The sequence below is a fragment of the Streptomyces sp. NPDC023541 genome (genome assembly GCF_055559995.1).
Window position 1 is genome coordinate 70,778 of sequence record NZ_JBVHJO010000016.1, and the last position, 26,672, is coordinate 97,449.

Sequence of the window (26,672 nt, forward strand, 5' to 3'; positions counted from 1 at the left end):
ACCCTGGACTTGGGCCTGTCGGTGCCGGTCGCTAGAGTGATCGCCGAGAGTGTGCGCGCGCACGTGCGAACGGGTGCGAACGGGGACGGGGAGTCGGGGAGGCCATCGTGGCAGAGGACAACGGCGGGGTTCTGGCGCTAGGCCTGTCGGGGGACGTCGCGGCATCGATCAGAGCCCAGGCGGACGCGCAGGCGAAGGCGGCGGCCCTGCGGGTCGAGTACGACTCGCTGTCGGATTACAAGAAGATGGTCGACGACCTCCTGTCGAGTCTTGAGAAGTCCCCAGCGCACCACAGAAAGCTGGCGGACGGCACACTGCCGACGACCGCGCTGGGTACGGGCTTCACCCAGGCCCAGGACCTCTACAAGTCGTACAACACCGTCCATACGGAGCTGCAGAAGCTGTCGAAGAGTCTGGCGGGGCAAATCGAGGCCCTGGGCCTGGCTGTCGGGTTCGCCGGCAAGAGCTTCGAAGAGGTGGACGAGGAGACGAAGCGGCGCATGGCCGCCATCGCCAAGCAGGCTCATGACGACTACGTACCGAAGCGTGATCCGTACGCGGAGAAGAAGGCGGAAGGCCCGCAGGGTGCACCGAACAACCCGCCGGTGAGCGGAACGAAGAAGGGCGGTGTGCTCTGATGGCGGGGACGAAGTTCGAGGACCTTACGCACGCACAGCTGCACGCGATGGTCGACTCGCTCGACCCCGCGACCGTGGAGTCGCTCGCCACTCAACTCGACGAAGCCGCAAAGACGATCGAGAAGATCGGCAACAAGCTCAAAGACCATAAGGTCAAGGACTGGGAGGGCGACGCTGCCACGGCCTTCCAGGAGTGGGTCAACCGGGTGGGCAGCGCCACTCTTGTACTCGCCGACTACAGCGCTGCGGGCGGCAAGTACATGACGCAGGCCGCCCAGATCATGCGCGAGGTCAAGCCTTCCAAGGACGGTAAGGGGGCGATGCCCCCTTACAGCGCGAGTGCGGAGGCGCAGCTCAAGGAGAACCTTGCGACGTCCCGCGAGTACCACAACGACCCCGATGCGGTGCAGCTCGGCCAGGAGGCCTGGTCGAAGCTGAGCGGGGACCACGCGCGAGCGGTGGACGCGATGAACAAGCTGGCGGGGGCGTACGAACAGTCGTCCCTGCAGATGGACAAGGCAGAGATCCCGACTTTCCCGCCGCCGCCGGGGCTGATTGTGCCGCCGGATCGCTTGGATGACTACGAGATTGCGCGCTCCGGTGGAGGGAGTTCCGTTCCTGGCGGCTCCTCGTACGCACCGTCCGGAGGGTCTGGGGGAGCGCCTTCCAACGAACCCGGCTCGGTGCCCGGACACCAGCCGAAGCCCGACAGCACGGTTCCGTCGGTCTCTGTGCCGGTGACTCCGGACCGTGAGGTGAACGTGGACCTCGACACGGTCGGCACGCTTCCGCCCCCGGCCACACCGCCGGTGACGACCCCGCCCGGTCTTCCGCCGACCACGGGTCCCGTCGGACCTACTCCTGGCCCCTTCGTCCCGCCTGTGACCGTTCCGCCGGTCGGCGGTCTGAAGGGACCTGGTCCCTTCGGCACTCCACCTGGCCTCGGCCCGTACCCGGGTACGGGCGGCCCCGGCATCCCTGGCGGCAAGGTCATCGGAACGCCCGGGCTGCCCCCGCGTGACGCCGGCATCACGGGCGGCCGTCCTGTGACGTCCACCGGCCCGAGCTCGGGCATTCCGCGCGGCACGGTCATCGGCGAGGGATCGCAGGCCGGCCGTCCCATGGGCGGCGGTCTGGGCCACGGCGCTGGCGGCCACTACGGCGGCAGCCAAGGAGGCCTTCCCGCCGGCCGACGACTGGCTTCGGAGCCGGGTGGCGTCATGGGCGGGCGTCAGGCCGGTGCGGTTGGGCGCCCGATTGCGGCGGGCCAGCCGTTCACCCAGGGCGGTTCGGGCCTCGTGCGCAACGGTGCGGGCCCCGTGGGGCACGCGGGCACGCAGACTCCGGGCAGGAGTCGGGACGGCCAGGGAAACGAACGTCCCGACTACCTGACCGAGGACGAAGAGACCTGGCAGGGCACCCGCCGTGTTGCCCCGCCTGTGATCGACTGACCAGAACGGACTTTGCACGAGATGCACATGCGCAAGGCGACCGCGGCCCTGGTGGGCCTCCTGCTGGCCGGGGTCGCCGCGACCCCGGCCCACGCGGAGACCATCCGATCGCAGCAGTGGCATCTCGACGCCATGAAGGCAGACGAGATCTGGAAGATCAGCACTGGCAAGGGCGTCACAGTTGCTGTCATTGACTCGGGGGTCAAGGAGGTTCCCGAGCTGGACGGGCAGGTCCTCGCAGGCAAGGACTTTGCCTCGTCTGCTGGGGGAGATGAGCGAACCGACGCCCGTGACCATGGCACTTCGATGGCCTCTCTGATCGCTGGCACGGGCAGGCATCCGACAGGCGACGGGGCGTTCGGGCTTGCTCCTGGCGTAAAGATCATTCCGATCCGCATCCCTGCTGACCAGAATCCGGCAACTCCATCGTGGGCCGAAGCCATTCGATATGCGGCTGACTCCGACGCAAAGATCATCAGCATTTCCCAGGGCATGGCCAGCGCACCGAAGAGCGATGGGGCGCGCTCCGAAGCCGTGAAGTACGCCCTCTCCAAAGGGAAGTTGATCTTCGCTTCTGCTGGAAACACTGGGAATTCGACGAATGAGGTTGAGTACCCGGCTGCGACGCCCGGAGTGGTGGGTGTGGGGGCAGTCGAAGCGAGCGGCGAACCCATCAAGGAGTCGCAGCACGGCTCCCAGGTCGATCTGTCCGCACCGGGTGTCGACATCGTTTCGGCATGCAATGCGAAGTCTGGTGTGTGCAAGGGGCGCGGCACAAGCGCCGCAACCGCACTCGCCGCCGCCTCAGCTGCCCTGCTCTGGTCCGCGCATCCCGAGTGGACCAACAACCAGGTGCTGCGAGTGCTGCTGAACACTGCTGGCAAGCCCACTGACGGTACGGAGCGCAACGACTTCGTCGGCTACGGTGTGGTCCGCCCGCGCATCGCTGTACCCACGCCTGGGGACCCGGGGCCGGCCGACGTATATCCGCTGCCCGATCTGGCCGCGGCGGCAAGCGGCGGCAATCCCTCCGCATCTCCTGACGGCGCCGCCGCGCCCAAGCCCGCCTCCCAGGCCGCCGAGGAGAAGAAGGGCGGCAGCTCCCTGCTCTGGGTCGGGCTCGGGCTCGGGGCCTGCGTGCTCATCGGCGGAGCCGTTACCGCCGTCGTCGTGCGCCGCAATCGTTGATCCGCCCCTGACCTGACCGGCTCCCACTCGGAGGTTCACGCGATGTCGTTCGACGAGGAATGGTCGGCGGCTCGCGCCACGGCCGGCTCCAACGCCGCCATGCGGCTCAACCAGGCCCCCGCCCCCGGAGGCGGGACCGGCGCCGCCGACCTCGCCCTCGACCAGGACCAGATCGGAGCCGTCGGCTCGGAGGCGTACAAGCTGCACACCCGCCTCCAGACCGACGGCAAGCACGCCGCCACCGCGACCACCGAGGCCGCCGGGGCCCTGACCAGGGAAGGCTTCGCGAGCGGGGCCGCCCTGGCCAAGGCCAACACCCTCTGGGAGAACCAGGTGAAGACCCTCGTGGCCGCCTGCGCCAACATCTCCAACGGCCTGAACTACTCGCTCTCCTCCCACGCGAAGGACGAGCAGCAGCTCCACGCCGACTTCACGGCGTCCGCCATCGACACGTACCTGAAGTAGGCGAGGCACCCGCATGCTGACGTACGAGAACGTGCTGAACGCACCCCTGGACAAGCTCCGGACCGCGGTCACCGACTGGACGGCCATGGCCGGCAAGCTCGACGAGATGGCCGAGGCCGCCCGCAACGGCATGAAGGCGAAGTCCGACAAGGCCGAGTGGAGCGGGGTCACCGCCGGGGTGGCGCGCGGGTTCGTCGACAAGACGGCGAAGGAGTTCGAGGACGCGGCCAAGGCGGCCAAGGGGATGCACCAGGTCCTCGCCGACGCCCACGCCACCCTCAAGGCCGCCCAGGACGAGCTGAAGCGGCTCGCCGCGGAGGCCCCGGCGGCCGGCTTCCGGATCGACGCCACCGGTCGGGTCAGCGCCGTCCCCCTCCCCACCGAGGCTGAGCGGAACGCGGCCCGCCACGACCCCGACTACCAGCAGACCCTCAACGCGAACCGCAACGCCTGGCAGTCCCAGGTCAACCGGGCGGTCGAGAACGCCCAGGACGCCGACGACTCCCTGGTCCGCGTACTCCGGGCGAACGTGACGGACGAACACGACTTCAGCGGGCCGAAGTTCACCACCCTCGACGCCGAGCAGGCGGCCCGCGCCGCCGACCTGATGAAGAAGGTCACCGGCGCCGGCGGCACCGCCCGCAACGTCGAGGCGCTGCGCGAGCTGGAGGAGCTGCTGGACGACAACCGCGAGGACCCCGAGTTCTCGACGGGCCTGTTCCGGACCATCGGGGCCGAGGGCACGCTGCAGATGTACTCCGCGATGTCCCTGGACGCGACGAGCCTGGGCGCCGCCGGCAAGGACCGGGCGCTGATGGTCGCGAACATCCAGAGCGACATGGGCGCGATGCTCGGCCTGGCCACCCACAAGGACGTACCGGGCCACCTGGACGCGGCCTGGACGGCCCAGCTGATGAAGGCCGGGCACAAGGAGATGGCCGTCTTCGGCGGTGTCCGGCAGATCTACGGCTACCAGGCACTCGGCGCGCTGCTGCGCGAGGGGAAGTACGACACCGAGTTCCTGACCTCGGTCGGCCGCGACATGATCGCCATGGACCGCAAGGACCCGCAGGCCTGGGAGTTCCACACGCCGATCGGCCTGGAGACCGTCCTGAACCAGGGCCCGGAGGGCGGCCGCGGCTTCTACCCGCTGACCGGGCTCATGGAGGCGCTCGGCAACAACCCGGACGCGGCGACGGCCTTCTTCAACGAGCCGGTCCGCGAGGACAGCAACAAGGACGGCATCGTCACGAAGGACGACAAGCCGGTCGGCGGGCAGCACGGCAAGGACCGCGGCATGGTCGACTACATGCTCGACAAGAAACCGTACATGGACGGCTTCGACATCACCCGCACCGGCGACCTGCGCCCGGCCCAACAGGCCCTCGGCGACGCCCTGGTGGCGGCCGTGTCGGGCCGCGTGCCAGGCGACGACACCGCGAAGCCCGTGCCGCACACGGAGGCAATGGCGGCCGTCATGGAACGGATCGTCGAGAAGATCGGCGACAAGCCGGAGCTGGTCGATGCGAAGCCGGGCGACCCGGAGGGGCCGCTGAACGGCCTGTCCGGTCACTTCGGCCAAATGGCGGCGGAGTACATGCCGGACATCCAGGCGGCGGCGGACAACAACAGCCGCACGATCAAGGCCAACGGTGTGATGGCCGAGTTCGACAAGGCCGGCATGGCCAGGTTCATCGGGGCGGTGGGACAGGATCCGGACGCCTACGGCGCGATGACCACGGCGCAGCGGACTTTCACCACTGCCCTGGTCAGTGACGTGTTCGCCCATCAGGGCGAGTACGACGACGTCGACGCGGCGATCAAGGTCGCGGTGCATCCGGGCGGAGAGATCGCCGGCATGCTGTCCCAGGCCCGAGCCGAGGGCACGTTCGGGGCGAATGCGCATAAGGCGGAGGAGTACGTCAAGGGCGTCGAGGAAAACGCCAAGTGGGTCAATCGCGGCATCAGTGCTGCAGGCGGAAAGTACCTGGAACTGGTACCCCTCGCCGGGGACGTGGTGGGAGCACTGCAGGAGGACATCACCGCGAGCGTGGTCGAGGGGGCGAAGGAGGACGCCGCGAAGAAAGTGGAGGGCAGCAATCAGCAGGCGGGAACGGACTTCACGAGGTCGCAGACGGCCGCGTCGACCGCCGCCGCTGATTCGGTGCGCATCGCGGCGCGGGGGTCGGGATTGTCCGAACGTACGGTCAACTCCTATGCAGGTGTCGCCTCTACCGAGGCGGCGAACGCGCATTCGGTGGGTCGCGGCCTGGTAGCGACGATGAACGGCGGATCCTGATGTCCCGGGTGCGCATCCCGTGTGCGCTGGTCGCTGTGGCCGTGGGAACCGCGATGCTGGCCGGCTGCTCCGACGGCAAGGAGTCGGCCTCGCCCGAGCTGCCCTCGTCCACCTGCTTCGGGGTGTTCACTCCGGCCGAACTCGCTCCCTTCGTGGGTACCGGTGACGAGGTGCGAGTCGACTCCCCGGGAGACCTCCGCCTGACCGCAGGCCGAACCAAGGCCACTTGCAACATCGAGGTCGACGGCAAGCCGCGCTTGACCGCTTCGGCGGAGCGCAGGCCTGCGGGACAGGAGGTCACTTGGGGTTCCGAGGTGGAGAAGCACCGACCCGAGGTGCTGCCCTACGCCGGCAACAGCAAGCTGTGGGACAGCGGGGCCGCTGTTGTCCTCGGGTGTACGGGGTCAGCTGAAGCCTTCGACCTCACGTTGTTTATCGATGCCGTGCCGGACGGGTTGAAACAGGAGGAGCGGCGCCCCGCATTCGCCGCGCTGATGCAGACGTTCATGGAGTCGGCGCGGCAGCAGGCCGGCTGCGACACATAGCGCGGTGGCGGCGGCGAAGGCGAAGGCCGCTCGGGGTGCGCCTGCCGCCGAGCGGCCTCGCCCTCCAGGCCGTGGCCGATGCGCCGGCGTGCGGCTGTGGTTCACAGGCCTAGGACCCGGGGCGGAGGGCGGGATCGGTCGAACGGACAGGGTCGAAACGGGGCTGTGCACCTTACGCTGGGCCGATGAGCGCCCTCGAACCCCGCGTGCCGCAGAGAACCGCAGCCCTCCCCACCCCGCCGCGGGACAGCGGTGTCATGGGGCCCGCGTACCGGACGCTCAGCATCGGGATCATCTCGGTCGTCTTCCTCATCGCCTTCGAGGCGACCGCCGTCGGCACGGCCATGCCCGTCGCCGCCCGCGAGCTCGACGGGATCGGGCTCTACGCCTTCGCCTTCTCCTCCTACTTCACGACCAGCCTCTTCGGCATGGTCCTGGCCGGCCAATGGGCCGACCGGCACGGTCCGCTCAAGCCGCTGACCGTCGGGATCGCCGCCTTCGCCTCGGGACTCCTGGTCTCCGGGACCGCCGGCGCGATGTGGGTGTTCGTCTGCGGCCGCGCCGTACAGGGCTTCGGCGGCGGGCTCGTCATCGTCGCGCTGTACGTCGTCGTCAGCCGGGCCTACGAGGAGCGGCTGCGGCCCGCGATCATGGCCGCCTTCGCCGCCAGCTGGGTCGTCCCCTCCATCGTCGGACCGCTCGCCGCCGGCACGGTCACCGAGCACCTCGGCTGGCGGTGGGTGTTCCTCGGCATACCCGTGCTCGTCGTCGTACCGCTCGTCGTCGCACTGCCCGCCATACGCCGGACCGCCTCCGGTCCCGTCGACGGCGAGCCCCGCGCCTTCGACCGGCGGCGCATCCGGCTGGCGCTCGGGATCTCCGTCGGCGCGGGCTTGCTCCAGTACGCCGCCCAGGACCTGCGGTGGCTCTCGCTCGTACCCGGCATCGCCGGCGCGGCCCTACTGGTGCCCGCCGTGCTGGGGCTGCTGCCGCGCGGGACCTACCTGGCCCGGCGCGGGCTGCCGTCCGTGGTGCTGCTGCGCGGGGTCGCCGCGGGGGCGTTCGTCGCCGCCGAGAGCTTCGTACCGCTGATGCTCGTCACCCAGCGGGGGCTGAGCCCGACCATGGCCGGCTTCTCTCTCGCGCTGGGCGGGGTGACCTGGGCGGGCGGCTCCTGGGTGCAGTCGCAGGGCCGGACGGCCCCGTACCGGGAACGGCTGATGGTCATCGGCATGGTGCTGGTGGCTCTGGCCATCGCCGCCGCGCCCGCCGTGCTCGTCGAGTCCGTCCCCGTGTGGACGCTGGCGCCGGTCTGGGCCGTGGGATGCCTCGGGATGGGCCTGGTGATCGGCTCCACGAGCGTGCTGCTGCTGAAGCTGTCCCCGCCGAAGGAGGTAGGTGCCAACTCCGCCGCCCTGCAGATCTCCGACGCCCTCGCCAACGTAGTCCTGCTGGCCGCCGGCGGCGCCGCCTTCGCCGCGCTCGGCGGCGGGGCGGTCGGGGCCGCGCACGCCGTGACCGCCGCCGGGGCGGGTGCCTCGCACCCCGCCGCCTTCGCGGTGGTGTTCCTGCCGATGGCGTGCGTGGCACTGGTGGGAGCGTGGGTCGCGACCCGGCTGGAGCCCGCCGAAGGCTGAGCCCCCCGGAAGCACGGGTGCCGCGCCCCCCGATCGGCGGCTGCGTCCGGCGCCATGAACGAGATCACCGTCGGGTCCCCCTGGCACCGAGTTCGCCGAGTTCGCCGAGTTCGCCGGGCTTGGCGATCTGGCCGATGCCACAGGGTGCCCGCCCGAGGACGTCGTACGGCAGGCCGTGCGGGCCCGCGTGCGGGCCGAGCGGGACGAGGTCGCGAAGCGGCCGGACGGCCCGCCGACCCCCATGCCCCCTCCTGCGGAGGCTCGGCCAGTGAACACCACCGGGCCCCGCCGGCACCTCCCCCTCACCTCCCCCTCGCCGAGGTCCGGGCTCGCGGTCCCTGGTGCCGCGCCTCGCCGCGTTGTCCTCGCGATCCTTCCCTCGGCCTGCGGGCCTGGGCCAGGGCCCGTGCCGCCAGAACCCGCTCCCTGATCCGGCCTGCACCCCCTACGCCGCCACGCCCTACCCCGCCACGCCCGCCCGGCCGGGGCCGGCCCGTCGAGCCGCGCGCCCCCGGCCTGCCGGACCTGGCGGTGCACCGGCCGCGCGCCCGCACATCCGGGACGCCGGCGTACGAGGACCCGTACGAGGACCCGAACGAGGACCCGAACGAGGACCCGTACGAGGACCCGTACGGGCAGGCCGCCGCGCTGCTGCACGGCATCGCCACCCACCACCCCCTCGTCGCCGGCGGCCGCGACCCTCCCCGCCGTCAACGGCGTCGACCTCGCCGACGCGGACCAGGAACGCGCCTACGCCCTGGTCATCGACGTGGCGGCCGGGCACGAGACGGAGATCGCGGAGATCGCGGCGATCGCCGCCCGGCTGCGCTCCATGTGACGCTCGCCGCACCGCCCGAGGTCACGGGCCTGTCCCTCCGCGAGGGGCGGGCCCGCCCCGGTAGGGTGGCCCGGTTGTCCTACGTACGACCGCCTGCCCCGTACCGAGTACGCCGAGAGCACGAACCGGAGACCGTGACTACTACCGCCTCCCACCACCTCTCACCAGCCTTCCCCGGCCGTGCCCCGTGGGGCACCGCCAGCAAGCTGCGCGCCTGGCAGCAGGGAGCGCTGGACCGCTATATCCAGAACCAGCCCCGGGATTTCCTCGCCGTCGCGACCCCGGGCGCAGGCAAGACCACCTTCGCCCTCACCCTCGCCTCCTGGCTGCTGCACCACCACGTGGTGCAGCAGGTGACCGTCGTCGCGCCCACCGAGCACCTGAAGAAGCAGTGGGCCGAGGCCGCCGCCCGGATAGGCATCCGGCTCGACCCCGAGTACTCGGCGGGGCCGCTCAGCAAGGACTACCACGGGGTCGCCGTCACCTACGCCGGTGTCGGCGTGCGCCCCATGCTCCACCGCAACCGCTGCGAGCAGCGCAAGACCCTGGTGATCCTCGACGAGATCCACCACGCCGGTGACTCGAAGTCCTGGGGCGAGGCCTGCCTGGAGGCGTTCGACCCGGCGACCCGCAGGCTCGCGCTGACCGGTACGCCCTTCCGGTCCGACACCAACCCCATTCCGTTCGTGACCTACGAAGAGGGCAACGACGGGATCCGGCGGTCCTCCGCCGACTACACCTACGGCTACGGCAACGCCCTCGGCGACGGCGTCGTCCGGCCGGTCATCTTCCTTTCCTACAGCGGCAACATGCGCTGGCGGACCAAGGCCGGCGACGAGATCGCCGCCCGGCTCGGCGAGCCGATGACCAAGGACGCCATCTCGCAGGCCTGGCGCACCGCCCTGGACCCGCGCGGCGACTGGATGCCGAACGTGCTGCGCGCCGCCGACCGGCGGCTCACCGAGGTCCGCAAGGGCATCCCGGACGCGGGCGGGCTCGTCATCGCCTCCGACCAGGACTCGGCCCGCGCGTACGCCAAGCTCATCCGGGAGATCACCGGGACCAGGCCGACCCTGGTGCTGTCCGACGACACCGGGGCGTCGAAGAACATCGACACCTTCAGCGCGAACGACGACCGCTGGATGGTCGCGGTCCGCATGGTGTCCGAAGGCGTCGACGTACCGCGCCTCGCGGTCGGCGTGTACGCGACGACGATCTCCACCCCGCTGTTCTTCGCACAGGCCGTCGGACGCTTCGTGCGTTCGCGCAGGCGCGGCGAGACGGCGTCCGTGTTCCTCCCGACCATCCCCTACCTCCTCGGCTTCGCCAACGAGATGGAGGTCGAGCGCGACCACGTCCTCGACAAGCCGAAGAAGCAGGGCGAGGAGGACCCGTACGCCGAGTCCGAGAAGGAGATGGACGAGGCGAACCGGCAGGAGGACGAGGACACCGGCGAGGACGAGCAGATGTCCTTCGAGGCGCTGGAGTCCGACGCCGTCTTCGACCGGGTGCTGTACGACGGCGCGGAGTTCGGCATGCAGGCGCACCCGGGCAGCGAGGAGGAGCAGGACTACCTCGGCATTCCCGGGCTGCTGGAACCGGACCAGGTGCAGATGCTGCTGCAGAAGCGGCAGTCCCGGCAGATCGCGCACAGCCGGCGCAAGCCCGACACGGAGGCGGACCTGCTGGAGCTGCCGGCCGAACGGCGGCCCGTGGTTTCCCACAAGGAACTGCTGGAACTGCGCAAGTCGCTCAACACGATGGTGGGCGCCTACGTCCACCAGAGCGGCAAGCCGCACGGCGTGATCCACACGGAGCTGCGCCGCGTCTGCGGCGGACCGCCGAGCGCGGAGGCGACCGCGGGGCAGATCCGCGAGCGCATCAAGAAGGTGCAGGAGTGGGCGACCCGTATGCGGTGAGTCCGGTGATTTCACCCAGTACGTGTGACGGGGTCCGTGCGGAGGTTCGCACGGACCCCGTCGTCGTCCCGTCGTTTCCGCGCCTGTGCGAATCGTTGTCACGAAACGACACTTGAGGCGATCAGAAACGGCACAAACAGGTAGCACGCGCCCGGATTCTGGACGAGCCCTTCCGCTGAGCGGACCTGCTCGCTACATTCCCCGCATCGAACGCACCGTGGCAGCGCCGCCGCGGGAGCGCAGCCGGTGCAATGGCCGCTACCGGCGGCCTCTCCTGTGCGCCGCCGCGGGACCGGCGGTGTGCCACCGCGAGAGTCACCGCCGCTCACCGAAAGAGGGAGAGGCGTCGTGACCGCGGAAACCTCCCAGACTCTCGACAGAGGGCTCAGAGTCCTCAAACTGCTCGCCGACACCGACCACGGTCTGACCGTCACCGAGCTCTCCAACCGCCTCGGCGTCAACCGCACGGTGGTCTACCGGCTCCTGGCCACCCTCGAACAGCACGCCCTGGTCCGCCGTGACCTCGGCGGCCGGGCCAGGGTCGGGCTCGGGGTGCTGCGGCTGGGCCGGCAGGTGCACCCGCTGGTGCGCGAGGCCGCCCTGCCCGCTCTGCGGTCCCTCGCCGAGGACATAGGCGCCACCGCGCACCTGACCCTCGTCGACGGCACCGAGGCGCTCGCCGTCGCCGTCGTGGAGCCGACCTGGACGGACTACCACGTGGCCTACCGGGCCGGGTTCCGGCACCCGCTGGACCGCGGGGCCGCAGGGCGGGCCATTCTGGCCGCCCGTCAGGGCTCCCTCATCGAACCGGGGTACACGCTCACCCACGGCGAGCTCGAAGCGGGCGCCAGCGGGGCCGCGGCGCCGCTGGTGGGCATCAGCGGGCTGGAGGGCAGCGTCGGCGTCGTCATGCTGGCCGACGCCGTGCCGGAGCGGGTGGGGCCGCGCGTGGTGGACGCGGCGCGGGAGGTCGCCGACGCCCTTCGCTAGGCCGCGGGCCCGGCGGACAGGGGTGGGTGCTGTTCGCTGCCGGGTGCGGCGGCGTTGCCGGGGGCGCTGCCCCCGGGGCCCCCGCGCCTCAAACGCCGGCGGGGCCGGATCGTGCGGCGGGGCTGGTGGGGGGCGTGGGCGGATAGATTGGGCGGGTGCTCTCTCGTCTCACACGTCTGCCGCGTCCCGCCGCCCTGGCCGTCTGCGCCGTGCCCGTGCTCGGGCTGTTCGCCGCCGCGGCCTTCGCGCCGCTGCCCTTCGTGGTCGCCGTGCCCGGGCTCACGGCCGACGTTCTGGGCTCCGACCAGGGCAAGCCCGTCATCAGCGTCTCAGGGGCCCCGGTCAGGGACACCAGCGGCCAACTGCGGATGACCACCATCCGGGCCACCGGGCCGTCCTCGACGATGAAGCTGCCCGAGCTCGTCGGCCACTGGTTCAAGACCGATCAGGCGGTCCTGCCCAGGGAGGCCGTCTACTCCTCCGGTGGAAGCGACGAGGAGATCGAGAAGCACAATCTGGAGGAAATGGCCAAGTCCCAGTCGGCCGCCGCCGATGCCGCCCTCGGCTTCCTCCACAAGGATCCCAAGGACGTGAAGGTCGGCCTCAACCTCGCCGACGTCGGCGGTCCGAGCGCCGGGCTCCTCTTCTCCCTCGGCATCGTCGACAAGCTCGACGGCGACGGCAGCGGCGGCGACCTCACCGGCGGCCGCACCATCGCCGGTACGGGCACCATCACCGCCGACGGCAAGGTCGGCGCCGTCGGCGGTGTGGCCCTGAAGACCCAGGCCGCGCGGCGCGACGGGGCCAGCGTGTTCCTCGTACCGAAGGACGAGTGCGCGGACGCGCAGTCGGAGCTGCCCGAGGGGCTGCAACTGGTGCCCGTCACTTCGCTGACGGACGCGGTGAACGCTCTTCGCGCGCTGAACCGGGGAGAGCCTGCCCCGTCCTGCTGACATCCGGCTCGCGCTCCATCCCGCGCCAGGCCGGGAAGACCAGCGGGGCGAGCGTCGTGAGCAGGTACGTGCCGCCGAAGAGCAGCAGCGCCGTGCCGACCCCGAGGCCGTCGACGAGCAGGCCCGCGGCGAGTCCGCCCAGCGGCATGGTCAGCTCGCAGCCCGCCGTGGTCACCCCCGCGACACGGCTGCGCAGTTCCTCGGGGACCCGCTCGTACAGGACCGTGGACAGGATCGGGTTCAGCATGCCCGCACCCAGGCCGGCCAGCGCCATCGTCACCGCGAGCGGCAGCGTCGTGTCGGTGAGGGCGGCCACCGCGTACCGGGTCGCGCCGGACACCAGGAAGGCCGCCGCGAACACCGCCCGGCGCGGGAACCGCTCGCCCCACACCCCGTAGAGCAGGGCGCCCAGCAGCGCGAAGCCGCCGAAGAGGGAGATCATCAGGCCGATCGTGGTGGCGCCGCCGAGGACGTCCCGGCCGTGCACGGGCAGCAGGACCGAGGACCAGCCCTGGTCCAGGCCGTTGGTCATCATGACCATCACGGTGATGCCCAGCAGCAGCCGGGAACGGGTCAGGAACGCCCAGCCCTCGGCGAGTTCGGCGCGATAGGCCGCGAACGAGACCTTGCCGGAGGCGCGTTGCGGCTCGGCCGCGGGAACCCCGCGCAGGAAGGCGCAGACGAGCAGCGCCGACACCCCGAAGGTGGCCGCGTCCAGCAGCAGTACGGTCTCGGCGCCGAACGCCGCGATCAGTACGCCGGCCACGGCCGCCCCGACCATCCGTGCCCCGCGCGAGACCGCGTCGTAGAGGCTCGCGGCCCGGGAGAGGGTGGTGCCGGCGTGCTCGGCGAGGTTGGGCAGGAGCACGCCGCGGGCGGTCAGCCCGGGGGTGTGCACGAGGCCGCCGACGGCCATCAGCGCGCACAGCATCCAGAACTCCAGCACGCCCAGGTGGTGCAGCAGCGGGATCGCGCCGACCGACAGGCCGCAGATCAGGTCGGAGGCGGCGGAGACGCGGCGGCGGCCGATCCGGTCGATGACCGGTCCGCCGACCAGGGCGGCCACGATGACGGGCAGGGTGGCGCAGAAGGCGACGACGCCGGCCCGGCCGGCGCTGCCCGTGGTCTGGAGCACGAACCACGGCACGCCGATCAGGGTGAGCGAACTCCCGGCTATGGAGACCGTGTTGGCGGCCAGTACGGCGGCCAGCGGGCGCCGGCTCATCCGCCGCGGCGGTGGTCGGCGCTGCCCGGTACCTCGCCGGTGCGGCGCGGGAGGGCGTGCGTGTGGAAGCGGACCGTCTCCGTGCCCTCCTCCGCGGGCAGGTCGCGGTAGCTGTTGATCACGTCGTGCAGCCTGTGGACCAGCTCGTCGGTCTGCGCGGCGGTCAGCCTCAGCGTGAAGTCGCTGAAGTCGGAACCGGTCCGCCATTCCGCGGGCCAGGTGTGCGAGGTGGTCAGCCAGGTGTCGACCTCCTGGGCGTGGGTCGCGGCGATCTGGCGCAGGAAGACGTCCGCGGCGGCGCGCGTGGACTCGTCGCCGTCGTCCAGCAGCGTCTCGTCGAAGCGGGTGCCCTCGTGCGCCGCCCGCCACCAGCGCTCGCGGCCCTTACCGCGCTCCGGCGCGTCCTCGACGAAGCCGTGGGCGGCGAGCTGGCGCAGGTGGTAGCTGGTGGCTCCGCTGGATTCGCCGAGGCGTTCGGCCAGCTGGGAGGCGGTCGCCGGACCGTCCTGGCGCAGGGTGGCCAGCAGGCGCATGCGCAGGGGGTGGGCCAGGCCGCGCAGGGCGCGGGCGTCGAGGGAGCGGACGTCGGGCTCCACGGGCTGCCGGGACTCCAACGGCCTTGATGCCCTTAATGGTTCGGGATTCTGATGCGGGGTCATGCCCCCACCGTAAAGTTGCAAAGAAACCTATGCAAGGGTTTCTTTGCAACGTCTTCTTGGGAACCTCTTCCTCCGAACGCCTCAGGCGCGGGTGTCGTCCTCCGCGGCCTGCTCCACCAGCGGGATGATCCGGAACGGCACCGGGTTCTCCATCACGATCGCCGTCGAGGCCCTGACGATCCCGTCGAAGCCGACGACGCGGTCGATCACCCGCTGGAGGTCGGCGTTGGAGCGGGCCACCAGCCGGCACAGCATGTCCCCGTGACCGGTGGTGGTGTGCAGCTCCAGCACCTCCGGGACCCCGTCCAGGTGGGCCCGTACGTCGGCCCCCTGCCCCTGCTTGATCTCCAGCGTGGCGAAGGCGGTCACGGGATACCCGAGGGCCGTGGGATCGACCTGCGGGCCGAACCCGCGGATGACCCCGCTCGACTGGAGCCGGTCCAGACGCGCCTGCACCGTCCCGCGGGCCACGCCCAGCCGGCGCGAGGCCTCCAGCACCCCGATCCGGGGCTCGCGGGCCAGCAGGACGATGAGCCGGCCGTCGAGATCGTCGATGCCCATGGAAGCCTCCGGACACCCACGCATGCTCGTGGGTGGTCATAGTGCACAGATGCTTCAATCATCCTCCGGCGATGCTGGGCAGTTTGTACAGTCATTCAGGAAACTATTGCGCAGCTTGTGGATCGGCGGGACTCTGCGCTCATGACTGAGACCCTCGACACCACCCCGCACACCGCGCGTGAGGCAGACCCCTTCCCGGTGAAGGGCATGGACGCGGTCGTCTTCGCCGTCGGCAACGCCAAGCAGGCCGCGCACTACTACTCGACCGCCTTCGGCATGAAGCTCGTCGCCTACTCCGGACCGGAGAACGGCAGCCGCGAGACGGCCAGCTACGTCCTGACCAACGGCTCCGCCCGCTTCGTGCTGACCTCGGTCATCAAGGCGACGACCGACCACGGCCGCTTCCTCGCCGAGCACGTCGCCGAGCACGGCGACGGCGTGATCGACCTCGCCATCGAGGTGCCGGACGTCCGCGCGGCGTACGCCTACGCCGTCGAGCAGGGCGCCCGCGGCCTGGACGAGCCCTACGAGGTCAAGGACGAGCACGGCACGGTCGTACTGGCCGCCATCGCGACCTACGGCCAGACCCGCCACACCCTGGTGGAGCGCGGCGACTACACCGGCCCCTACCTGCCGGGCTACGCCGCCGTCGAGCCGATGGTCGAGGCCCCGGCCAAGCGCACCTTCCAGGCCATCGACCACTGCGTCGGCAACGTGGAACTCGGCCGCATGAACGAGTGGGTCGCCTTCTACAACAAGGTCATGGGCTTCACGAACATGAAGGAGTTCGTGGGCGACGACATCGCGACCGAGTACTCGGCGCTGATGTCCAAGGTGGTCGCGGACGGCACCAAGAAGGTCAAGTTCCCGATCAACGAGCCGGCGATCGCGAAGAAGAAGTCGCAGATCGACGAGTACCTGGAGTTCTACAACGGCCCCGGCGTCCAGCACATCGCGCTGGCCTCGAACGACATCGTCTCCACGGTCCGCTCGATGCGCGCCGCCGGCGTCCAGTTCCTCTCCGTCCCGGACACCTACTACGACACCCTCGGCGAGTGGGTCGGCGACACCCGCGTGCCGATCGACGAGCTGCGCGAGCTGAAGATCCTCGCCGACCGCGACGAGGACGGCTACCTGCTGCAGATCTTCACCAAGCCGGTGCAGGACCGCCCGACGGTCTTCTTCGAGATCATCGAGCGCCACGGCTCGATGGGCTTCGGCAAGGGCAACTTCAAGGCGCTGTTCGAGGCCATCGAGCGCGAGCAGGAGAAGCGCGGCAACCTCTGAGGTCGCGCACGTGCCTCCAGGCCCCCGGCCGGCGCCGGGGGCCTGGGGCGTGCCGTTCGGGCCCGGCCGGGCCCGCGTCGCTCTGCACCGCGGGCCCGGCCGACGGGGTACGCACGACACGCTCCAGGGCTGCCGTCGGCCCCGGTGCGCGGGGTCGGGCGCGCGCCGCGTGGTGCCCTCCGGAGGGGAGTGGGCCAAAACGCGGCGCGCTGCCCTTTCGCACACCGGGCCGCACGAGCGGCCGCGCCACACCGACCGGCTGCGCCCGCCGGGCTGCGGGCCGGGGTTTCGTCAGCGGGCGGTCGGTGAGGGCTTCGGGTCCGCCTTGGCAGCGGGCTTCGGCTCCGGCTTCGGGTCGGGCTTCGGAAGCTCCGGCTCGACCCACGGCGTGACCGGCTGCAGGTGCTCCGGGCCGCCCGGCGGCGGCTGCCCGATCGACGCCAGCGCCTCCTTCGCCAGCGGCCCGCGCACCGGCGAGAAGTACGGGTTCGTCCGCAGCGCCTCCTGCAGGTGCCGCCGCGCCCCCGCCTCGTCGCCCAGGGCCCGCTCGATCATCGCCCGGTGGTAGGCGAACTCGGCGCTGCGCAGCCCCGGTTCCGTCGCCTTCTTCGCGTACTCCAGAGCCGCCGTGTGGTCGCCCGCCCGGTGCAGCGCCCACCCCAGCGCGTCCGCCGCCTGCATGCTCTTGTGCCGCTCCCACTCCTGCGACAGCCGGCGCACCGCCGCCGCCGGATCCCCGTGGTCCGCCTCGTACAGGCCCAGGACCACGTCGGCGTCCACCCCGTTCGCGCCGTCCCGGACCGCCATCGTCGCCAGCGCGTCGTACTGCGCGCGCGCCTCCTGCTCCCGGCCCAACGACTCCAGCAGCTCGCCCAGCTCCCGGGCCAGCTGCGGCACCGGGGTCCGCCCCAGCGCCATCCGGTAGTCCCGCACCGCCTCCCCGCCGCGCCCCAGCGCCGCCAGCGCGCGGGCCCGGCCGGCCAGGGCCTCCGCCTGTGCCGGATCCGTCCGCAGCGCCCCCTCGTACTGCCGCAGCGCCTCCGCGGCGTCACCCCGCTCCCAGGACAGCTCCCCGAGCCGGAACAGCGCGTACGCCTTCTCCGCGGGCGCCTGCGCCGCGGCCGCCGCGGACTCCATCGACACCACCGCGTCCTCGCGCCAGCCGCGGTCCCGGTAGACCTGCGAGGCCCTGATGTGCGCCACCAGCCCCGGCCGCAGCTCCAGCAGCAGCTCCATCGCCTTCTGGGCGCCCTTGTAGTCGCCGAGCCCCGTGTACGCGTCCACCAGCACCGGGTACGCCGTCCACCGCCGCGGCGCCTGCGCCCGTACCAGCTCGCCCCACTTCCGGGCGGTCCCGAAGTCCCGACGGGCATTGGCCAGCGCGCCCATGCCCGTCATCGCGTCGAAGTTGCCCTTCTCCACCGGGCGCACCTCCAGCGACCGCTTCAGGGCCTTCTCCGCCTTCGGGTACCAGGCCGAGTCCGCCGTCCGCCGCGCCTGTTCGAGGTAGGCGGAGCCCAGCACGGCCCAGGAGGCGTCGTCGTCGGCGTGCGACGCCACCCACTTCTCCCGGTCCGCCACCAGCGCCACCACGTCCGTCGCCGAAGCGGGCGCACCCATGGCCACCGCCGCGGCGGCGCGTTCGCTCGGCCCCGGCGGGCGCGCGTCGTCAGCGGTCCGGGCCGGGCGGATCAACAGGGCCCCGGCGATCAGGACCACCGCCACCCCGGCGGCCACGAGCGTCTTGCGGCCGGTGAAGGTCACGGGCGGCGCCGGCGTCTGCGAATCCTCGTCGATACGGTCCATGGGGTCACTGTGCGTCAATATGAAGAGCATGCCGGGGTGTCCGAAGACGTGCGCGGGCGTGTTCACACCGATGGCCCCGGCTGCCACGCTGGCCCCATGGATGATGACCTCTCCGCACGTCTGCGAGCGAGCCTCCTCGAAGGCCTCCCCGCCGACGCCCTGCTCACCGACCCCCAGGTGACCGCCTCCTACGCCACCGACATGGCCAGCTTCTGCGCCGCCGGCACCCCGGCGGTCGTCGTCCTGCCCCGGACCGTCGAACAGGTCCAGCACGTCATGCGCACCGCCACCGCCCTACGGATCCCCGTGGTCCCGCAGGGCGCCCGGACGGGCCTGTCGGGCGGCGCCAACGCCACCGACGGCTGCATCGTGCTGTCCCTGGTGAAGATGGACCGGATCCTGGAGATCAGCGCCGTCGACCGGATCGCCGTCGTCGAGCCGGGCGTCGTCAACGCCGTCCTCTCACGGGCCGTCGCCGAACGGGGCCTGTACTACCCGCCCGACCCCTCCAGCTGGGAGCAGTGCACCATCGGCGGCAACATCGGCACCGCCTCGGGCGGCCTGTGCTGCGTCAAGTACGGCGTCACCGCCGAATACGTCCTCGGCCTCGACGTCGTCCTCGCGGACGGGCGCCTGCTGCGCACGGGCCGGCGCACCGCCAAGGGCGTCGCCGGATATGACCTCACCCGGCTCTTCGTCGGCTCCGAGGGCAGCCTCGGGATCGTCGTCCAGGCCGTCCTCGCCCTCAGGCCGGCGCCGCCCCGGCAACTGGTCCTGGCCGCCGAGTTCCCCTCCGTCGCAGCCGCCTGCGAGGCCGTGTGCGCCGTCATGGAGGCCGGGCTGACCCCCTCGCTGCTGGAGCTGATGGACCGTACGACCCTCCACGCCGTCAACGCCCTCGGCAGGATGGGACTGCCCGAGGCCACCGAGGCGCTGCTGCTCGCCGCCTTCGACACCCCGCACGCCCCCGAGGACCTCGCCGCCGTGGGGGAGCTGTGCACGGCCGCCGGAGCCACCGCCGTCGTGCCCGCCGAGGACCAGGCGGAGTCGGAACTGCTGCTCCAGGCCCGTCGGATGGCCTTCCCCGCCCTGGAGGCGCTCCGGCCCGCCACGATGATCGACGACGTGTGCGTGCCGCGCTCCCGGCTCGGGGAGATGCTCGACGGGACCGCCGCCATCGCCCGCGCCCAGGGCCTCCTCATCGGCGTCTGCGCCCACGCCGGCGACGGCAACACCCACCCGATCGTCTGCTTCGACCCCGCCGACGAGGACGAGACGCGGCGGGCCCGCGAGTCCTTCGGCGAGATCATGGGACTCGGCCTCTCCCTCGGCGGGACCATCACCGGCGAACACGGCGTCGGCGTGCTGAAGAAGGAATGGCTCGCCCGTGAACTCGGCCCGGTCGGACTGGAGATGCAGCGCGCCGTCAAGCAGGCTTTCGATCCACTGGCGCTCCTCAACCCCGGCAAGCTCTTCTGACCGTACGAGGCGCAGGCCGCTCGGGTTCCGCAGGGTGCGCGCGATCCGGCGCCCGCGCGGATTGCGGGGACCGCGCGGCGTCCAGGGGCCGTTCGTCATCACAGGTCCCCGTCCGCCGACTCGCCCGACGGCCACGGGTCGCGCAGCCACAGGTCGTCGGCCGGGGTCGGGGCGAGCAGCTCGGCCAGCGCCGCGTCCAGACCGAGCCGCTCGGACTCGCTGCCGGGCGGGACGACGCGCAGGGTCCGCTCCAGCCAGGCCGACACGGACAGCGCCGGGGCCTCCAGGAGGGCGTCGCCGTCGGGCGAGCTGAGCGCCATGCAGAGCACGGCCTCGTTGTCGACCTTCGTGGGCCAGATCCGGACGTCGCCGTGACCGCACGGGCGGAACACGCCCTCAACGAGCAGCTCGCGGGCGAAGGTCCAGTGGACAGGGGCGTCCGAGCCGGCGTGGAAGGTGACGTGGACGGCGTACGGGTCTTCCGTGAGGTAGAGCAGGAGTGCGGGCACGGCGATGCTGCGCTCGGGTGACAGGACCAGCTTCAGTTCCAGCTCGCGCTCGATGACGGGGTGGTGCATGACTGCCTCACTTCGGTTCGGTGCGTGGCGCCGGATGGCGCCCCACACCCGCAGAGAGCTCCCGTGTGCCCGGGTATGACGCGACTGCCCGCGACGAGCGCGAGATTGGCCGATTCCTGTCGGCTGACCGAAAACCGTCGTATGGAGTGACGTTCGCTCAATGGCTTGGATTCTCCCGTTACCGGACCTGTCGGCCCACGGTTCTTGGCTATGGTCCTCCCCTTGCACAAGCCTCAAGCCACGATCGGAGTTGGGGACATGACGGCCTCCCCTGGTGACGGCGAGCACGCGGCCCGCGAGGGCTACTACCCGGATCCGTCCATCCCGGGGTACATCCGGTACTGGAACGGCGCGGCCTGGGTCCCGGGTACGAGCCGCCCTGCCCCGGCGGCGCACGCGCCCGTCCCCGCGCCCGCGCCCGTCCCCGCGCCCGCGCCCGTTCCCGCGCCCGCCCCCGCTCCGGTCCGCCCGCTCACCGCCCAGGCTCCCCTCGCCGCGCCCGCCGTCCGCGCCGACGAGACGGGGCCGGTCTTCCTGGACGAGACCTCCGTGACCGAGGCGCTGCCGGAGCCCGCGCCGGAGCCCGCGCCGGAGCCCGCGCCGGCTGCGGCGCCGGCGCCCGTGGCAGCGCCGGTACCGGCGGTGTGGCAGGCCGACCCCGTGCACCAGGCCGGCTTCGGCGGGCCCCGCGACCGCCGGGTGTCGTGGGGCAGCCCGCAGGACGCCGACGCGGAGCCCGCCCCCGCCCTCGCGCCCGAGCCCGCGCCTGCTTCTGTGCCCGCGCCCGCGCCCGCGCCCGCCCTCGCGCCCGAGCCCGCGGCTGCTCCCGCGCCCGGGCCCGGGCAGCCGCCGGCCCGGCCCGCGGGGATCTCCCTGGCCCGTACGCCGTCCTCCGCGGCGGCGCCCGCGAGACGCCCCGCGCAGTCCTCCGAGGGCATCCTGTCGGCGCGCTCCCCGGCCGCGCAGGCCCCGGTGGCCCCGGCGGCCCCCGCATGGCCCGACGCCCCCGGAGCGGGCGGCACCGGCCCTTCCGGGGTCACCTCCTCCTGGCCCGAGGCGGCCCCCACCCCCGCCCCCGCTCCCGCCCCGGCTCCCGCTCCCACGCCCGCCCCCGCTCCCGCCCCGGCTGCCGAGCGCGCCCCCGCGCCCGCCCGGCCCGAGGTGTGGGAGCCCCGGCCCGCCGGAGTCCGCCCGAAGGTGCCGCAGCCCGCCGCGGACGCCGCCCCGGCAGAGCCGGAGGCCCGGGGCTGGGAGCCGCGCGGATCCGAGGAGGCCCGCCCGGGCGCCCGTACGGGCCGCGCCGGAACGCCCCGGGCCGTCTTCGAGCAGATGGCGGAACGGGCCGTGCGCCCCGCCGGGCTGGTGCGCCGCACCCTCGCCCGGGCCCTGGACTCCCTCGTGTTCGGCGCCGTGGCCGCCGCCGTCGCCCTGCCCCTCCTGCCCGGGGCCACCGCCCACGTCCAGGCCAAGGTCGACGCGGCCCGGGCGAGCGGCCGCACCACCACCGTCTGGCTGCTCGACCAGACCATCGCCGGCAGCCTCGGTACGGTCTTCGGGGCCGTCCTCCTCTTCGGCCTCTTCTACGAGGTGCTGCCCACCGCCCGCTGGGGCCGCACCCCGGGCAAGAAGCTGCTGGGCGTCCGCGTGCTGGCCACCGCCACCCTGCGCCCGCCGTCCTTCGGCGCCGCCCTGCGCCGCTGGCTCGTGTACGCCTTCCTGGGCCTGCCCGGCAGCCTCTGGTGCCTCGTGAACCGCCCGCGCCGACAGGCCTGGCACGACAAGGCGGCCAAGACGTATGTGACCCGCTAGGGGCTGTCCCGCAATCCCCGGCGGGCGCACGACGGCAGGCACGGCGCCCCGCCGCGTTGGCGGAACGCCCGGATACGGCCCCGTGTCAGGACGCTCCTCCGCCTTGCGGTGCACCGCAAGGCGGAGGCTGCGGTGCACCGCATCCGACGCCGCGCGCTGAAGCACCGGGGATCACGGGACAGCCCTTACCGGGTGTCCAGCCACGAATGGACGCGGTTCCGTTGCGGGCGCGGCGGACCCGGGTTCGACTCGGGCCATGAGTACCGACCAGCCGCCGCCGGGCCAGCCGCCCGAGGAAGACCCGTTCCGCAAGAAGCCCGAGGAACCGACACCTCCCTCGGGCGGTTCGCCGTACGGACCGCCGCCCCCCGGAAGCGGGGGACCCCCGCCCCCGGGCGGCCCGGGCCCCGGCGGCGGGGGATATCCGCCCCCTCCGCCCCCGTACGGCGGTGGAGGCGACCCGTACGGCGGGGGCGGCGGCTACGGCATGCCCGACCCGCTGGCCGGCATGCCCCCGCTCGCCGACTTCGGCAAGCGGCTCGCCGCGCGCGTCATCGACGTGGTGATCGTCGCCGTCCCGCTGTTCCTCATCCAGCTGGCCTTCGGCACGAACCGCTACATGGTCGAGACCGACCGGGGCGAGGACGTCAGCGAGGTCTTCACCAAGTCGTACAGCGGCAGCGGTCTGTTGATGACCCTGATCTCGATCGTCGCCTACCTCGGCTACGACTGGTGGTTCACCAAGAAGGACGGCAAGACGGTGGGCAAGAAGGCGATGGGCCTGCGCGTCGCCATGCTCAACGACGGCACCGTGCCGAACTCCGGCACGTCCCTGACCCGGGCCGCCGTGCTCTGGCTGCCGACCCTGATCTGCTGCTTCTGCCTGTGGCCGATCGCGCTGATCATCTCCATCCTCGTCGACAAGCCGTACAAACAGGGCCTGCACGACAAGGCGGCCAAGACCGTGGTGGTCCAGGCCTAGGCGGCCCCAGGTCACGGCGGACCGCACGCGCACACGCGCGCAACGCATGCCTGCGACGCGGGCGGCCTCCCCCCGAGGGAGGCCGCCCGCGTCGCGTCGTGCACCCGCGGAGGGTGCGAAGCCTCAGTGGTGGACGGGGTGTTCGGCCGACGCCGTCCGGTGGTCGGGCACCCGGGCGTCCTGCGCCGCCCCCGCGGCGGACGCGGCGGACGCGGTCGGCGCGGCGGCGCCCGTACGGGCCGCGTGGCGGCCGCGGCGCCTGGGAACGGGCACGGTGAGGGCGACGAGCAGACCCAGGGCGAGCGCGGCGGCGGAGATGACCGCGACGCCGAGCCCGGTGCTCGTCTGAGAGAGCAGCAGCATGGCGATCGTCGACACGATGACCGTGGCGGACCCGTACGCGAGCTGTGCGGCAGTCGGACGCGGCATGGCGATATCCGTCCTCGGTGAGGGGGAGGGGGAGTCGGCTCAACCAACGTCGCGCGTCAAGTGACTCTAAGACGGGGATGCCCGGGGCGAGCCGCCGGTAAGCGTGACCTAACACACGGTGCCGGAGCACAGGGGGCGCACGGGGTCACTTTTCGCGCCCGGGTAGGGGCCCGGCCAGGGGGAGAAAGGGGACGGTACGGACCCGTATCGGGGTCGGGAAGCGCCCTTCGCCCCATATGGCAGGGGAACGTCCGGATAGCGGAACTCCCTGACCGCATAGTGCAGTTGTAAGGTTCAAGTCAAGGTCTGTCTTTTCTCGCGTCTCTCCGGTCAAATGTCGTCACTTGAGACGCGCGCCGCGCGGAACCCCCCGCTCCTATGGAGAAGTTCCGAACTCAGACGTTGCGGCCGCGGGAGGGGAACGACATCAAGTGACCAGCAATTCCGCCAGACGGCGTGCGATTCGCGCTGCCGCCGTCACCGTGACCATGGCCGCATGTGCGACCAGTGCAACCTTCTTCACCGTCACCGCGGCCCAGGCCGAGGGCAAGGCCCCGGCCGCCCCGGTGGCCGACCGGCAGGACCCGACCACTCCTGCCAAGGTCGTCGAGCACGACCTCAAGGGCCCGTTCAGCGAGCAGCAGGCCCAGCAGCGCAAGGCCGCCCTGGACCAGGTCCTCCAGGGCAAGAAGGGCGTCGAGCAGCGCGGCGCCTCCAAGGTCGTCAAGCTCGACGACAAGAAGTACGTCGAGCTCGGCCGCGAGAAGACCGACAAGATCTTCACGATCCTCGTCGAGTTCGGCGACCAGGTCGACAGCACGACCATGCACGACCCGGACGGTCCCGGCCCCAAGCCGGCCGTGCCGAAGTACGGTGGCACGCCCGGTCCGATGCACAACACGATCGCGCAGCCCGACCGTGCCAAGGACAACAGCACGGCCTGGCGCAAGGACTTCAGCCGTGAGTACTTCCAGGACCTGTACTTCGCCAGCGGCGAGGGCAAGCACTCCCTGAAGACGTACTACGAGAAGACCTCCTCGGGCCGCTACTCGGTCGAGGGCGAGGTCGCCGACTGGGTCAAGGTCCCGTACAACGAGGCCCGTTACGGCTCCAACTACTGCGGCCAGTCCAACTGCTCCAACGTCTGGGACACCGTCAAGGACGGCGTCACGGCGTGGGTCGAGGCGCAGAAGAAGGCCGGGAAGACCGACGCCGAGATCAAGGCGAAGCTGGCCCAGTACGACCTGTGGGACCGCTACGACTTCGACGGCGACGGCAACTTCAACGAGCCCGACGGCTACATCGACCACTTCCAGATCGTCCACGCGGGCGAGGACGAGTCGGCCGGCGGCGGCGTGCAGGGCCCCGACGCCCTGTGGGCGCACCGCTGGTACGCCTACGGCACCGCCGCGGGCAAGACCGGCCCGGACAACAACAAGGCCGGCGGCACCCAGATCGGCAACTCCGGCATCTGGGTCGGCGACTACACCATGCAGCCCGAGAACGGCGGCCTCGGTGTCTTCGCCCACGAGTACGGCCACGACCTCGGCCTGCCCGACCTCTACGACACCAGCGGTGGCGGCGAGAACGGCGTCGGCTTCTGGTCCCTGATGTCGGCCGGCTCCTGGCTCGGCACCGGCAAGGACTCCATAGGCGACATGCCGGGCGACATGACCGCCTGGGACAAGCTCCAGCTGGGCTGGCTGAACTACGACACGGCCAAGGCCGCGACGAAGTCCACCCACAAGCTCGGTGTGTCGGAGTTCAACACCAAGGACAAGCAGGCCCTGGTCGTCGAACTGCCGAAGAAGAAGGTCCAGACGGACGTCGTCGCGCCCGCCGAGGGTTCCACCCAGTGGTGGAGCAACATGGGTGACGACCTCAAGAACACCCTCACCCGCTCCGTCGACCTGACGGGCAAGTCGTCCGCCGCCCTGTCCCTCAAGGGCTGGTGGGACATCGAGGCCGACTACGACTACCTCTACACCGAGGTGTCCACGGACGGCGGCGCCACCTGGACGGCCCTCGCCGGCACCGCCGACGGCACGGCCATCCCGGCCGATGCCTCCGGCAGCCCGTCGCTCACCGGTGTCTCGGGCGCCTGGAAGAACCTCAACTTCCCGCTCGACGCCTACGCGGGCAAGAAGGTCGACCTCCGCTTCCGCTACCAGACGGACGGCGGCGCGGGCGGCAAGGGCTTCACGGCCGACGCCCTCACCATCACCGCGGACGGCTCCGCGCTGTTCACCGACGGCGCCGAGAACGGCGACAACGGCTGGACCGGCAAGGGCTTCTCGCGGATCGGCGCCGGCTTCACCAAGGAGTACGCGCAGTACTACCTGGCCGAGAACCGCCGCTACGTGTCGTACGACTCCACCCTCAAGGTGGGCCCGTACAACTTCGGCTTCGGCAACACCAAGCCGGACTGGGTCGAGCACTACCCGTACCAGGACGGTCTGCTCATCTGGCAGTGGGACACCAGCCAGAAGGACAACAACACCAGCGTCCACCCGGGCCAGGGCCTGATCCTGCCGATCGACGCCAACGCCAAGCCCATGAAGTGGGCGGACGGCACCCTGCTGCGGAACAAGATCCAGCCGTACGACGCGACCTTCAGCGCGTACTCCACGGACGCGTTCACGCTGCACAAGAACGGCGAGTCGCTGTTCCTGAAGCCGAAGCCCGCGAACCTGGTCTTCGACGACCGCACCCCGGGCAAGTACTACTCCGACGAGAACCCGACCGGATCGGTGAAGGTCACTGACACCAACACCAAGATCAAGATCCTGAAGGAGACCTACGACGGTGAGGTCATGACCGTCGAGGTTGGCCCCTCGAAGAAGTAATCCGGTAAAACTGCAGGTCAAAGCATGATCGGCCGTCGCCCTCTAGCGGGCGGCGGCCGATCGCGTTTAGATGCCCCGGTACGCGGTT

Annotated in this window: 21 protein-coding genes; 15 read left to right on the forward strand and 6 right to left on the reverse strand. The window is 71.6% G+C overall.

Annotation, left to right across the window (positions count from 1 at the left end):
• The first annotated feature begins 107 nt into the window (after positions 1–107).
• From ACZ3X1_RS30080 to ACZ3X1_RS30125, 10 genes are all read left to right on the forward strand, one after another.
• Positions 108–638 carry a hypothetical protein gene (locus ACZ3X1_RS30080; protein WP_467281719.1) on the forward strand — a complete coding sequence of 177 codons (531 nt, stop codon included), beginning with the start codon at positions 108–110 and terminating at the stop codon, positions 636–638.
• Positions 639–712: 74 nt separating this feature from the next.
• Positions 713–2,089 (forward strand): WXG100 family type VII secretion target, encoded by a 1,377-nt coding sequence (locus ACZ3X1_RS30085; protein WP_467281720.1) that lies wholly within the window; start codon positions 713–715, stop codon positions 2,087–2,089.
• A gap of 27 nt (positions 2,090–2,116) precedes the next feature.
• Positions 2,117–3,277 carry a type VII secretion-associated serine protease mycosin gene (gene mycP, locus ACZ3X1_RS30090; protein ID WP_467281721.1) on the forward strand — a complete coding sequence of 387 codons (1,161 nt, stop codon included), beginning with the start codon at positions 2,117–2,119 and terminating at the stop codon, positions 3,275–3,277.
• 42 nt (positions 3,278–3,319) lie between these two features.
• On the forward strand, positions 3,320–3,742 hold the full coding sequence (locus ACZ3X1_RS30095; RefSeq protein ID WP_467281723.1) for a hypothetical protein: 423 nt from the start codon (positions 3,320–3,322) through the stop codon (positions 3,740–3,742).
• A 13-nt stretch (positions 3,743–3,755) separates the two neighbouring features.
• Positions 3,756–6,041 (forward strand): hypothetical protein, encoded by a 2,286-nt coding sequence (locus tag ACZ3X1_RS30100; protein ID WP_467281726.1) that lies wholly within the window; start codon positions 3,756–3,758, stop codon positions 6,039–6,041.
• Positions 6,041–6,586 carry a hypothetical protein gene (locus ACZ3X1_RS30105; RefSeq protein ID WP_467281730.1) on the forward strand — a complete coding sequence of 182 codons (546 nt, stop codon included), beginning with the start codon at positions 6,041–6,043 and terminating at the stop codon, positions 6,584–6,586. The genes ACZ3X1_RS30100 and ACZ3X1_RS30105 overlap by 1 nt, the downstream gene beginning before the upstream one ends.
• Positions 6,587–6,771: 185 nt before the next feature.
• Positions 6,772–8,223, forward strand: coding sequence for an MFS transporter (locus ACZ3X1_RS30110; protein WP_390073797.1), 1,452 nt, complete (start codon positions 6,772–6,774; stop codon positions 8,221–8,223).
• 972 nt (positions 8,224–9,195) lie between these two features.
• On the forward strand, positions 9,196–10,980 hold the full coding sequence (locus tag ACZ3X1_RS30115; protein ID WP_356815162.1) for a DEAD/DEAH box helicase: 1,785 nt from the start codon (positions 9,196–9,198) through the stop codon (positions 10,978–10,980).
• 348 nt (positions 10,981–11,328) lie between these two features.
• Positions 11,329–11,970, forward strand: coding sequence for an IclR family transcriptional regulator (locus ACZ3X1_RS30120; protein ID WP_030662724.1), 642 nt, complete (start codon positions 11,329–11,331; stop codon positions 11,968–11,970).
• Positions 11,971–12,125: 155 nt separating this feature from the next.
• Positions 12,126–12,923 carry a S16 family serine protease gene (locus ACZ3X1_RS30125; RefSeq protein ID WP_362632516.1) on the forward strand — a complete coding sequence of 266 codons (798 nt, stop codon included), beginning with the start codon at positions 12,126–12,128 and terminating at the stop codon, positions 12,921–12,923.
• Here ACZ3X1_RS30125 and ACZ3X1_RS30130 read toward each other — a convergent pair.
• From ACZ3X1_RS30130 to ACZ3X1_RS30140, 3 genes are all read right to left on the reverse strand, one after another.
• Complete coding sequence (locus tag ACZ3X1_RS30130; protein ID WP_467281737.1) at positions 12,853–14,148, reverse strand: MFS transporter; 1,296 nt, start codon at positions 14,146–14,148, stop codon at positions 12,853–12,855. The genes ACZ3X1_RS30125 and ACZ3X1_RS30130 overlap by 71 nt on opposite strands.
• Positions 14,145–14,807, reverse strand: coding sequence for an ArsR/SmtB family transcription factor (locus ACZ3X1_RS30135; RefSeq protein WP_467281739.1), 663 nt, complete (start codon positions 14,805–14,807; stop codon positions 14,145–14,147). The genes ACZ3X1_RS30130 and ACZ3X1_RS30135 overlap by 4 nt, the downstream gene beginning before the upstream one ends.
• An 81-nt stretch (positions 14,808–14,888) precedes the next feature.
• A complete protein-coding gene (locus ACZ3X1_RS30140; RefSeq protein ID WP_356815166.1) occupies positions 14,889–15,368 on the reverse strand; it encodes an Lrp/AsnC family transcriptional regulator in 480 nt (159 codons plus the stop codon).
• Between the two features lie 141 nt (positions 15,369–15,509).
• Here ACZ3X1_RS30140 and hppD point away from each other — a divergent pair, with 141 nt between their 5' ends.
• Entirely contained in the window at positions 15,510–16,655 is a 1,146-nt protein-coding gene (hppD, locus tag ACZ3X1_RS30145; RefSeq protein ID WP_356815167.1) for a 4-hydroxyphenylpyruvate dioxygenase, read from the forward strand.
• Positions 16,656–16,946: 291 nt separating this feature from the next.
• Here the strand turns inward: hppD and ACZ3X1_RS30150 are convergent, their stop codons facing one another.
• Positions 16,947–18,461 carry a tetratricopeptide repeat protein gene (locus tag ACZ3X1_RS30150; RefSeq protein WP_467281741.1) on the reverse strand — a complete coding sequence of 505 codons (1,515 nt, stop codon included), beginning with the start codon at positions 18,459–18,461 and terminating at the stop codon, positions 16,947–16,949.
• Between the two features lie 96 nt (positions 18,462–18,557).
• On the opposite strand from ACZ3X1_RS30150, the gene ACZ3X1_RS30155 reads away from it, so the two are divergent.
• Positions 18,558–19,940: an FAD-binding oxidoreductase gene (locus tag ACZ3X1_RS30155; RefSeq protein WP_356815169.1), complete on the forward strand. Its 1,383-nt coding sequence runs from the start codon at positions 18,558–18,560 to the stop codon at positions 19,938–19,940.
• Between the two features lie 98 nt (positions 19,941–20,038).
• Here ACZ3X1_RS30155 and ACZ3X1_RS30160 read toward each other — a convergent pair whose 3' ends face one another.
• Positions 20,039–20,518 carry an SsgA family sporulation/cell division regulator gene (locus ACZ3X1_RS30160; RefSeq protein ID WP_356815170.1) on the reverse strand — a complete coding sequence of 160 codons (480 nt, stop codon included), beginning with the start codon at positions 20,516–20,518 and terminating at the stop codon, positions 20,039–20,041.
• A 258-nt stretch (positions 20,519–20,776) separates the two neighbouring features.
• Here ACZ3X1_RS30160 and ACZ3X1_RS30165 point away from each other — a divergent pair, with 258 nt between their 5' ends.
• Together ACZ3X1_RS30165 and ACZ3X1_RS30170 are read left to right on the forward strand one after the other, a co-directional pair.
• On the forward strand, positions 20,777–22,327 hold the full coding sequence (locus ACZ3X1_RS30165; protein WP_467281744.1) for an RDD family protein: 1,551 nt from the start codon (positions 20,777–20,779) through the stop codon (positions 22,325–22,327).
• A 256-nt stretch (positions 22,328–22,583) separates the two neighbouring features.
• Positions 22,584–23,309, forward strand: coding sequence for an RDD family protein (locus ACZ3X1_RS30170; protein WP_362632530.1), 726 nt, complete (start codon positions 22,584–22,586; stop codon positions 23,307–23,309).
• 123 nt (positions 23,310–23,432) lie between these two features.
• Here ACZ3X1_RS30170 and ACZ3X1_RS30175 read toward each other — a convergent pair whose 3' ends face one another.
• Positions 23,433–23,738 carry a hypothetical protein gene (locus tag ACZ3X1_RS30175; protein WP_467281746.1) on the reverse strand — a complete coding sequence of 102 codons (306 nt, stop codon included), beginning with the start codon at positions 23,736–23,738 and terminating at the stop codon, positions 23,433–23,435.
• A gap of 488 nt (positions 23,739–24,226) precedes the next feature.
• Here ACZ3X1_RS30175 and ACZ3X1_RS30180 point away from each other — a divergent pair, with 488 nt between their 5' ends.
• Positions 24,227–26,584 (forward strand): immune inhibitor A domain-containing protein, encoded by a 2,358-nt coding sequence (locus tag ACZ3X1_RS30180; RefSeq protein WP_390073803.1) that lies wholly within the window; start codon positions 24,227–24,229, stop codon positions 26,582–26,584.
• Positions 26,585–26,672 lie beyond the last annotated feature (88 nt).

Excerpts from the sequence above, each read along its gene's own strand:
- ACZ3X1_RS30175 (WP_467281746.1), bottom strand. The coding sequence starts at position 23,738 with ATGCCGCGTCCGACTGCCGCACAGCTCGCGTACGGGTCCGCCACGGTC.
- ACZ3X1_RS30160 (WP_356815170.1), bottom strand. The coding sequence starts at position 20,518 with ATGCACCACCCCGTCATCGAGCGCGAGCTGGAACTGAAGCTGGTCCTG.
- ACZ3X1_RS30150 (WP_467281741.1), bottom strand. The coding sequence starts at position 18,461 with ATGGACCGTATCGACGAGGATTCGCAGACGCCGGCGCCGCCCGTGACC.
- mycP (WP_467281721.1), top strand. The coding sequence starts at position 2,117 with ATGCGCAAGGCGACCGCGGCCCTGGTGGGCCTCCTGCTGGCCGGGGTC.
- ACZ3X1_RS30130 (WP_467281737.1), bottom strand. The coding sequence starts at position 14,148 with ATGAGCCGGCGCCCGCTGGCCGCCGTACTGGCCGCCAACACGGTCTCC.
- ACZ3X1_RS30100 (WP_467281726.1), top strand. The coding sequence starts at position 3,756 with ATGCTGACGTACGAGAACGTGCTGAACGCACCCCTGGACAAGCTCCGG.
- ACZ3X1_RS30110 (WP_390073797.1), top strand. The coding sequence starts at position 6,772 with ATGAGCGCCCTCGAACCCCGCGTGCCGCAGAGAACCGCAGCCCTCCCC.
- ACZ3X1_RS30180 (WP_390073803.1), top strand. The coding sequence starts at position 24,227 with ATGGCCGCATGTGCGACCAGTGCAACCTTCTTCACCGTCACCGCGGCC.
- ACZ3X1_RS30140 (WP_356815166.1), bottom strand. The coding sequence starts at position 15,368 with ATGGGCATCGACGATCTCGACGGCCGGCTCATCGTCCTGCTGGCCCGC.
- ACZ3X1_RS30095 (WP_467281723.1), top strand. The coding sequence starts at position 3,320 with ATGTCGTTCGACGAGGAATGGTCGGCGGCTCGCGCCACGGCCGGCTCC.
- ACZ3X1_RS30135 (WP_467281739.1), bottom strand. The coding sequence starts at position 14,807 with ATGACCCCGCATCAGAATCCCGAACCATTAAGGGCATCAAGGCCGTTG.
- ACZ3X1_RS30165 (WP_467281744.1), top strand. The coding sequence starts at position 20,777 with ATGACGGCCTCCCCTGGTGACGGCGAGCACGCGGCCCGCGAGGGCTAC.
- ACZ3X1_RS30170 (WP_362632530.1), top strand. The coding sequence starts at position 22,584 with ATGAGTACCGACCAGCCGCCGCCGGGCCAGCCGCCCGAGGAAGACCCG.
- hppD (WP_356815167.1), top strand. The coding sequence starts at position 15,510 with ATGACTGAGACCCTCGACACCACCCCGCACACCGCGCGTGAGGCAGAC.
- ACZ3X1_RS30155 (WP_356815169.1), top strand. The coding sequence starts at position 18,558 with ATGGATGATGACCTCTCCGCACGTCTGCGAGCGAGCCTCCTCGAAGGC.
- ACZ3X1_RS30105 (WP_467281730.1), top strand. The coding sequence starts at position 6,041 with ATGTCCCGGGTGCGCATCCCGTGTGCGCTGGTCGCTGTGGCCGTGGGA.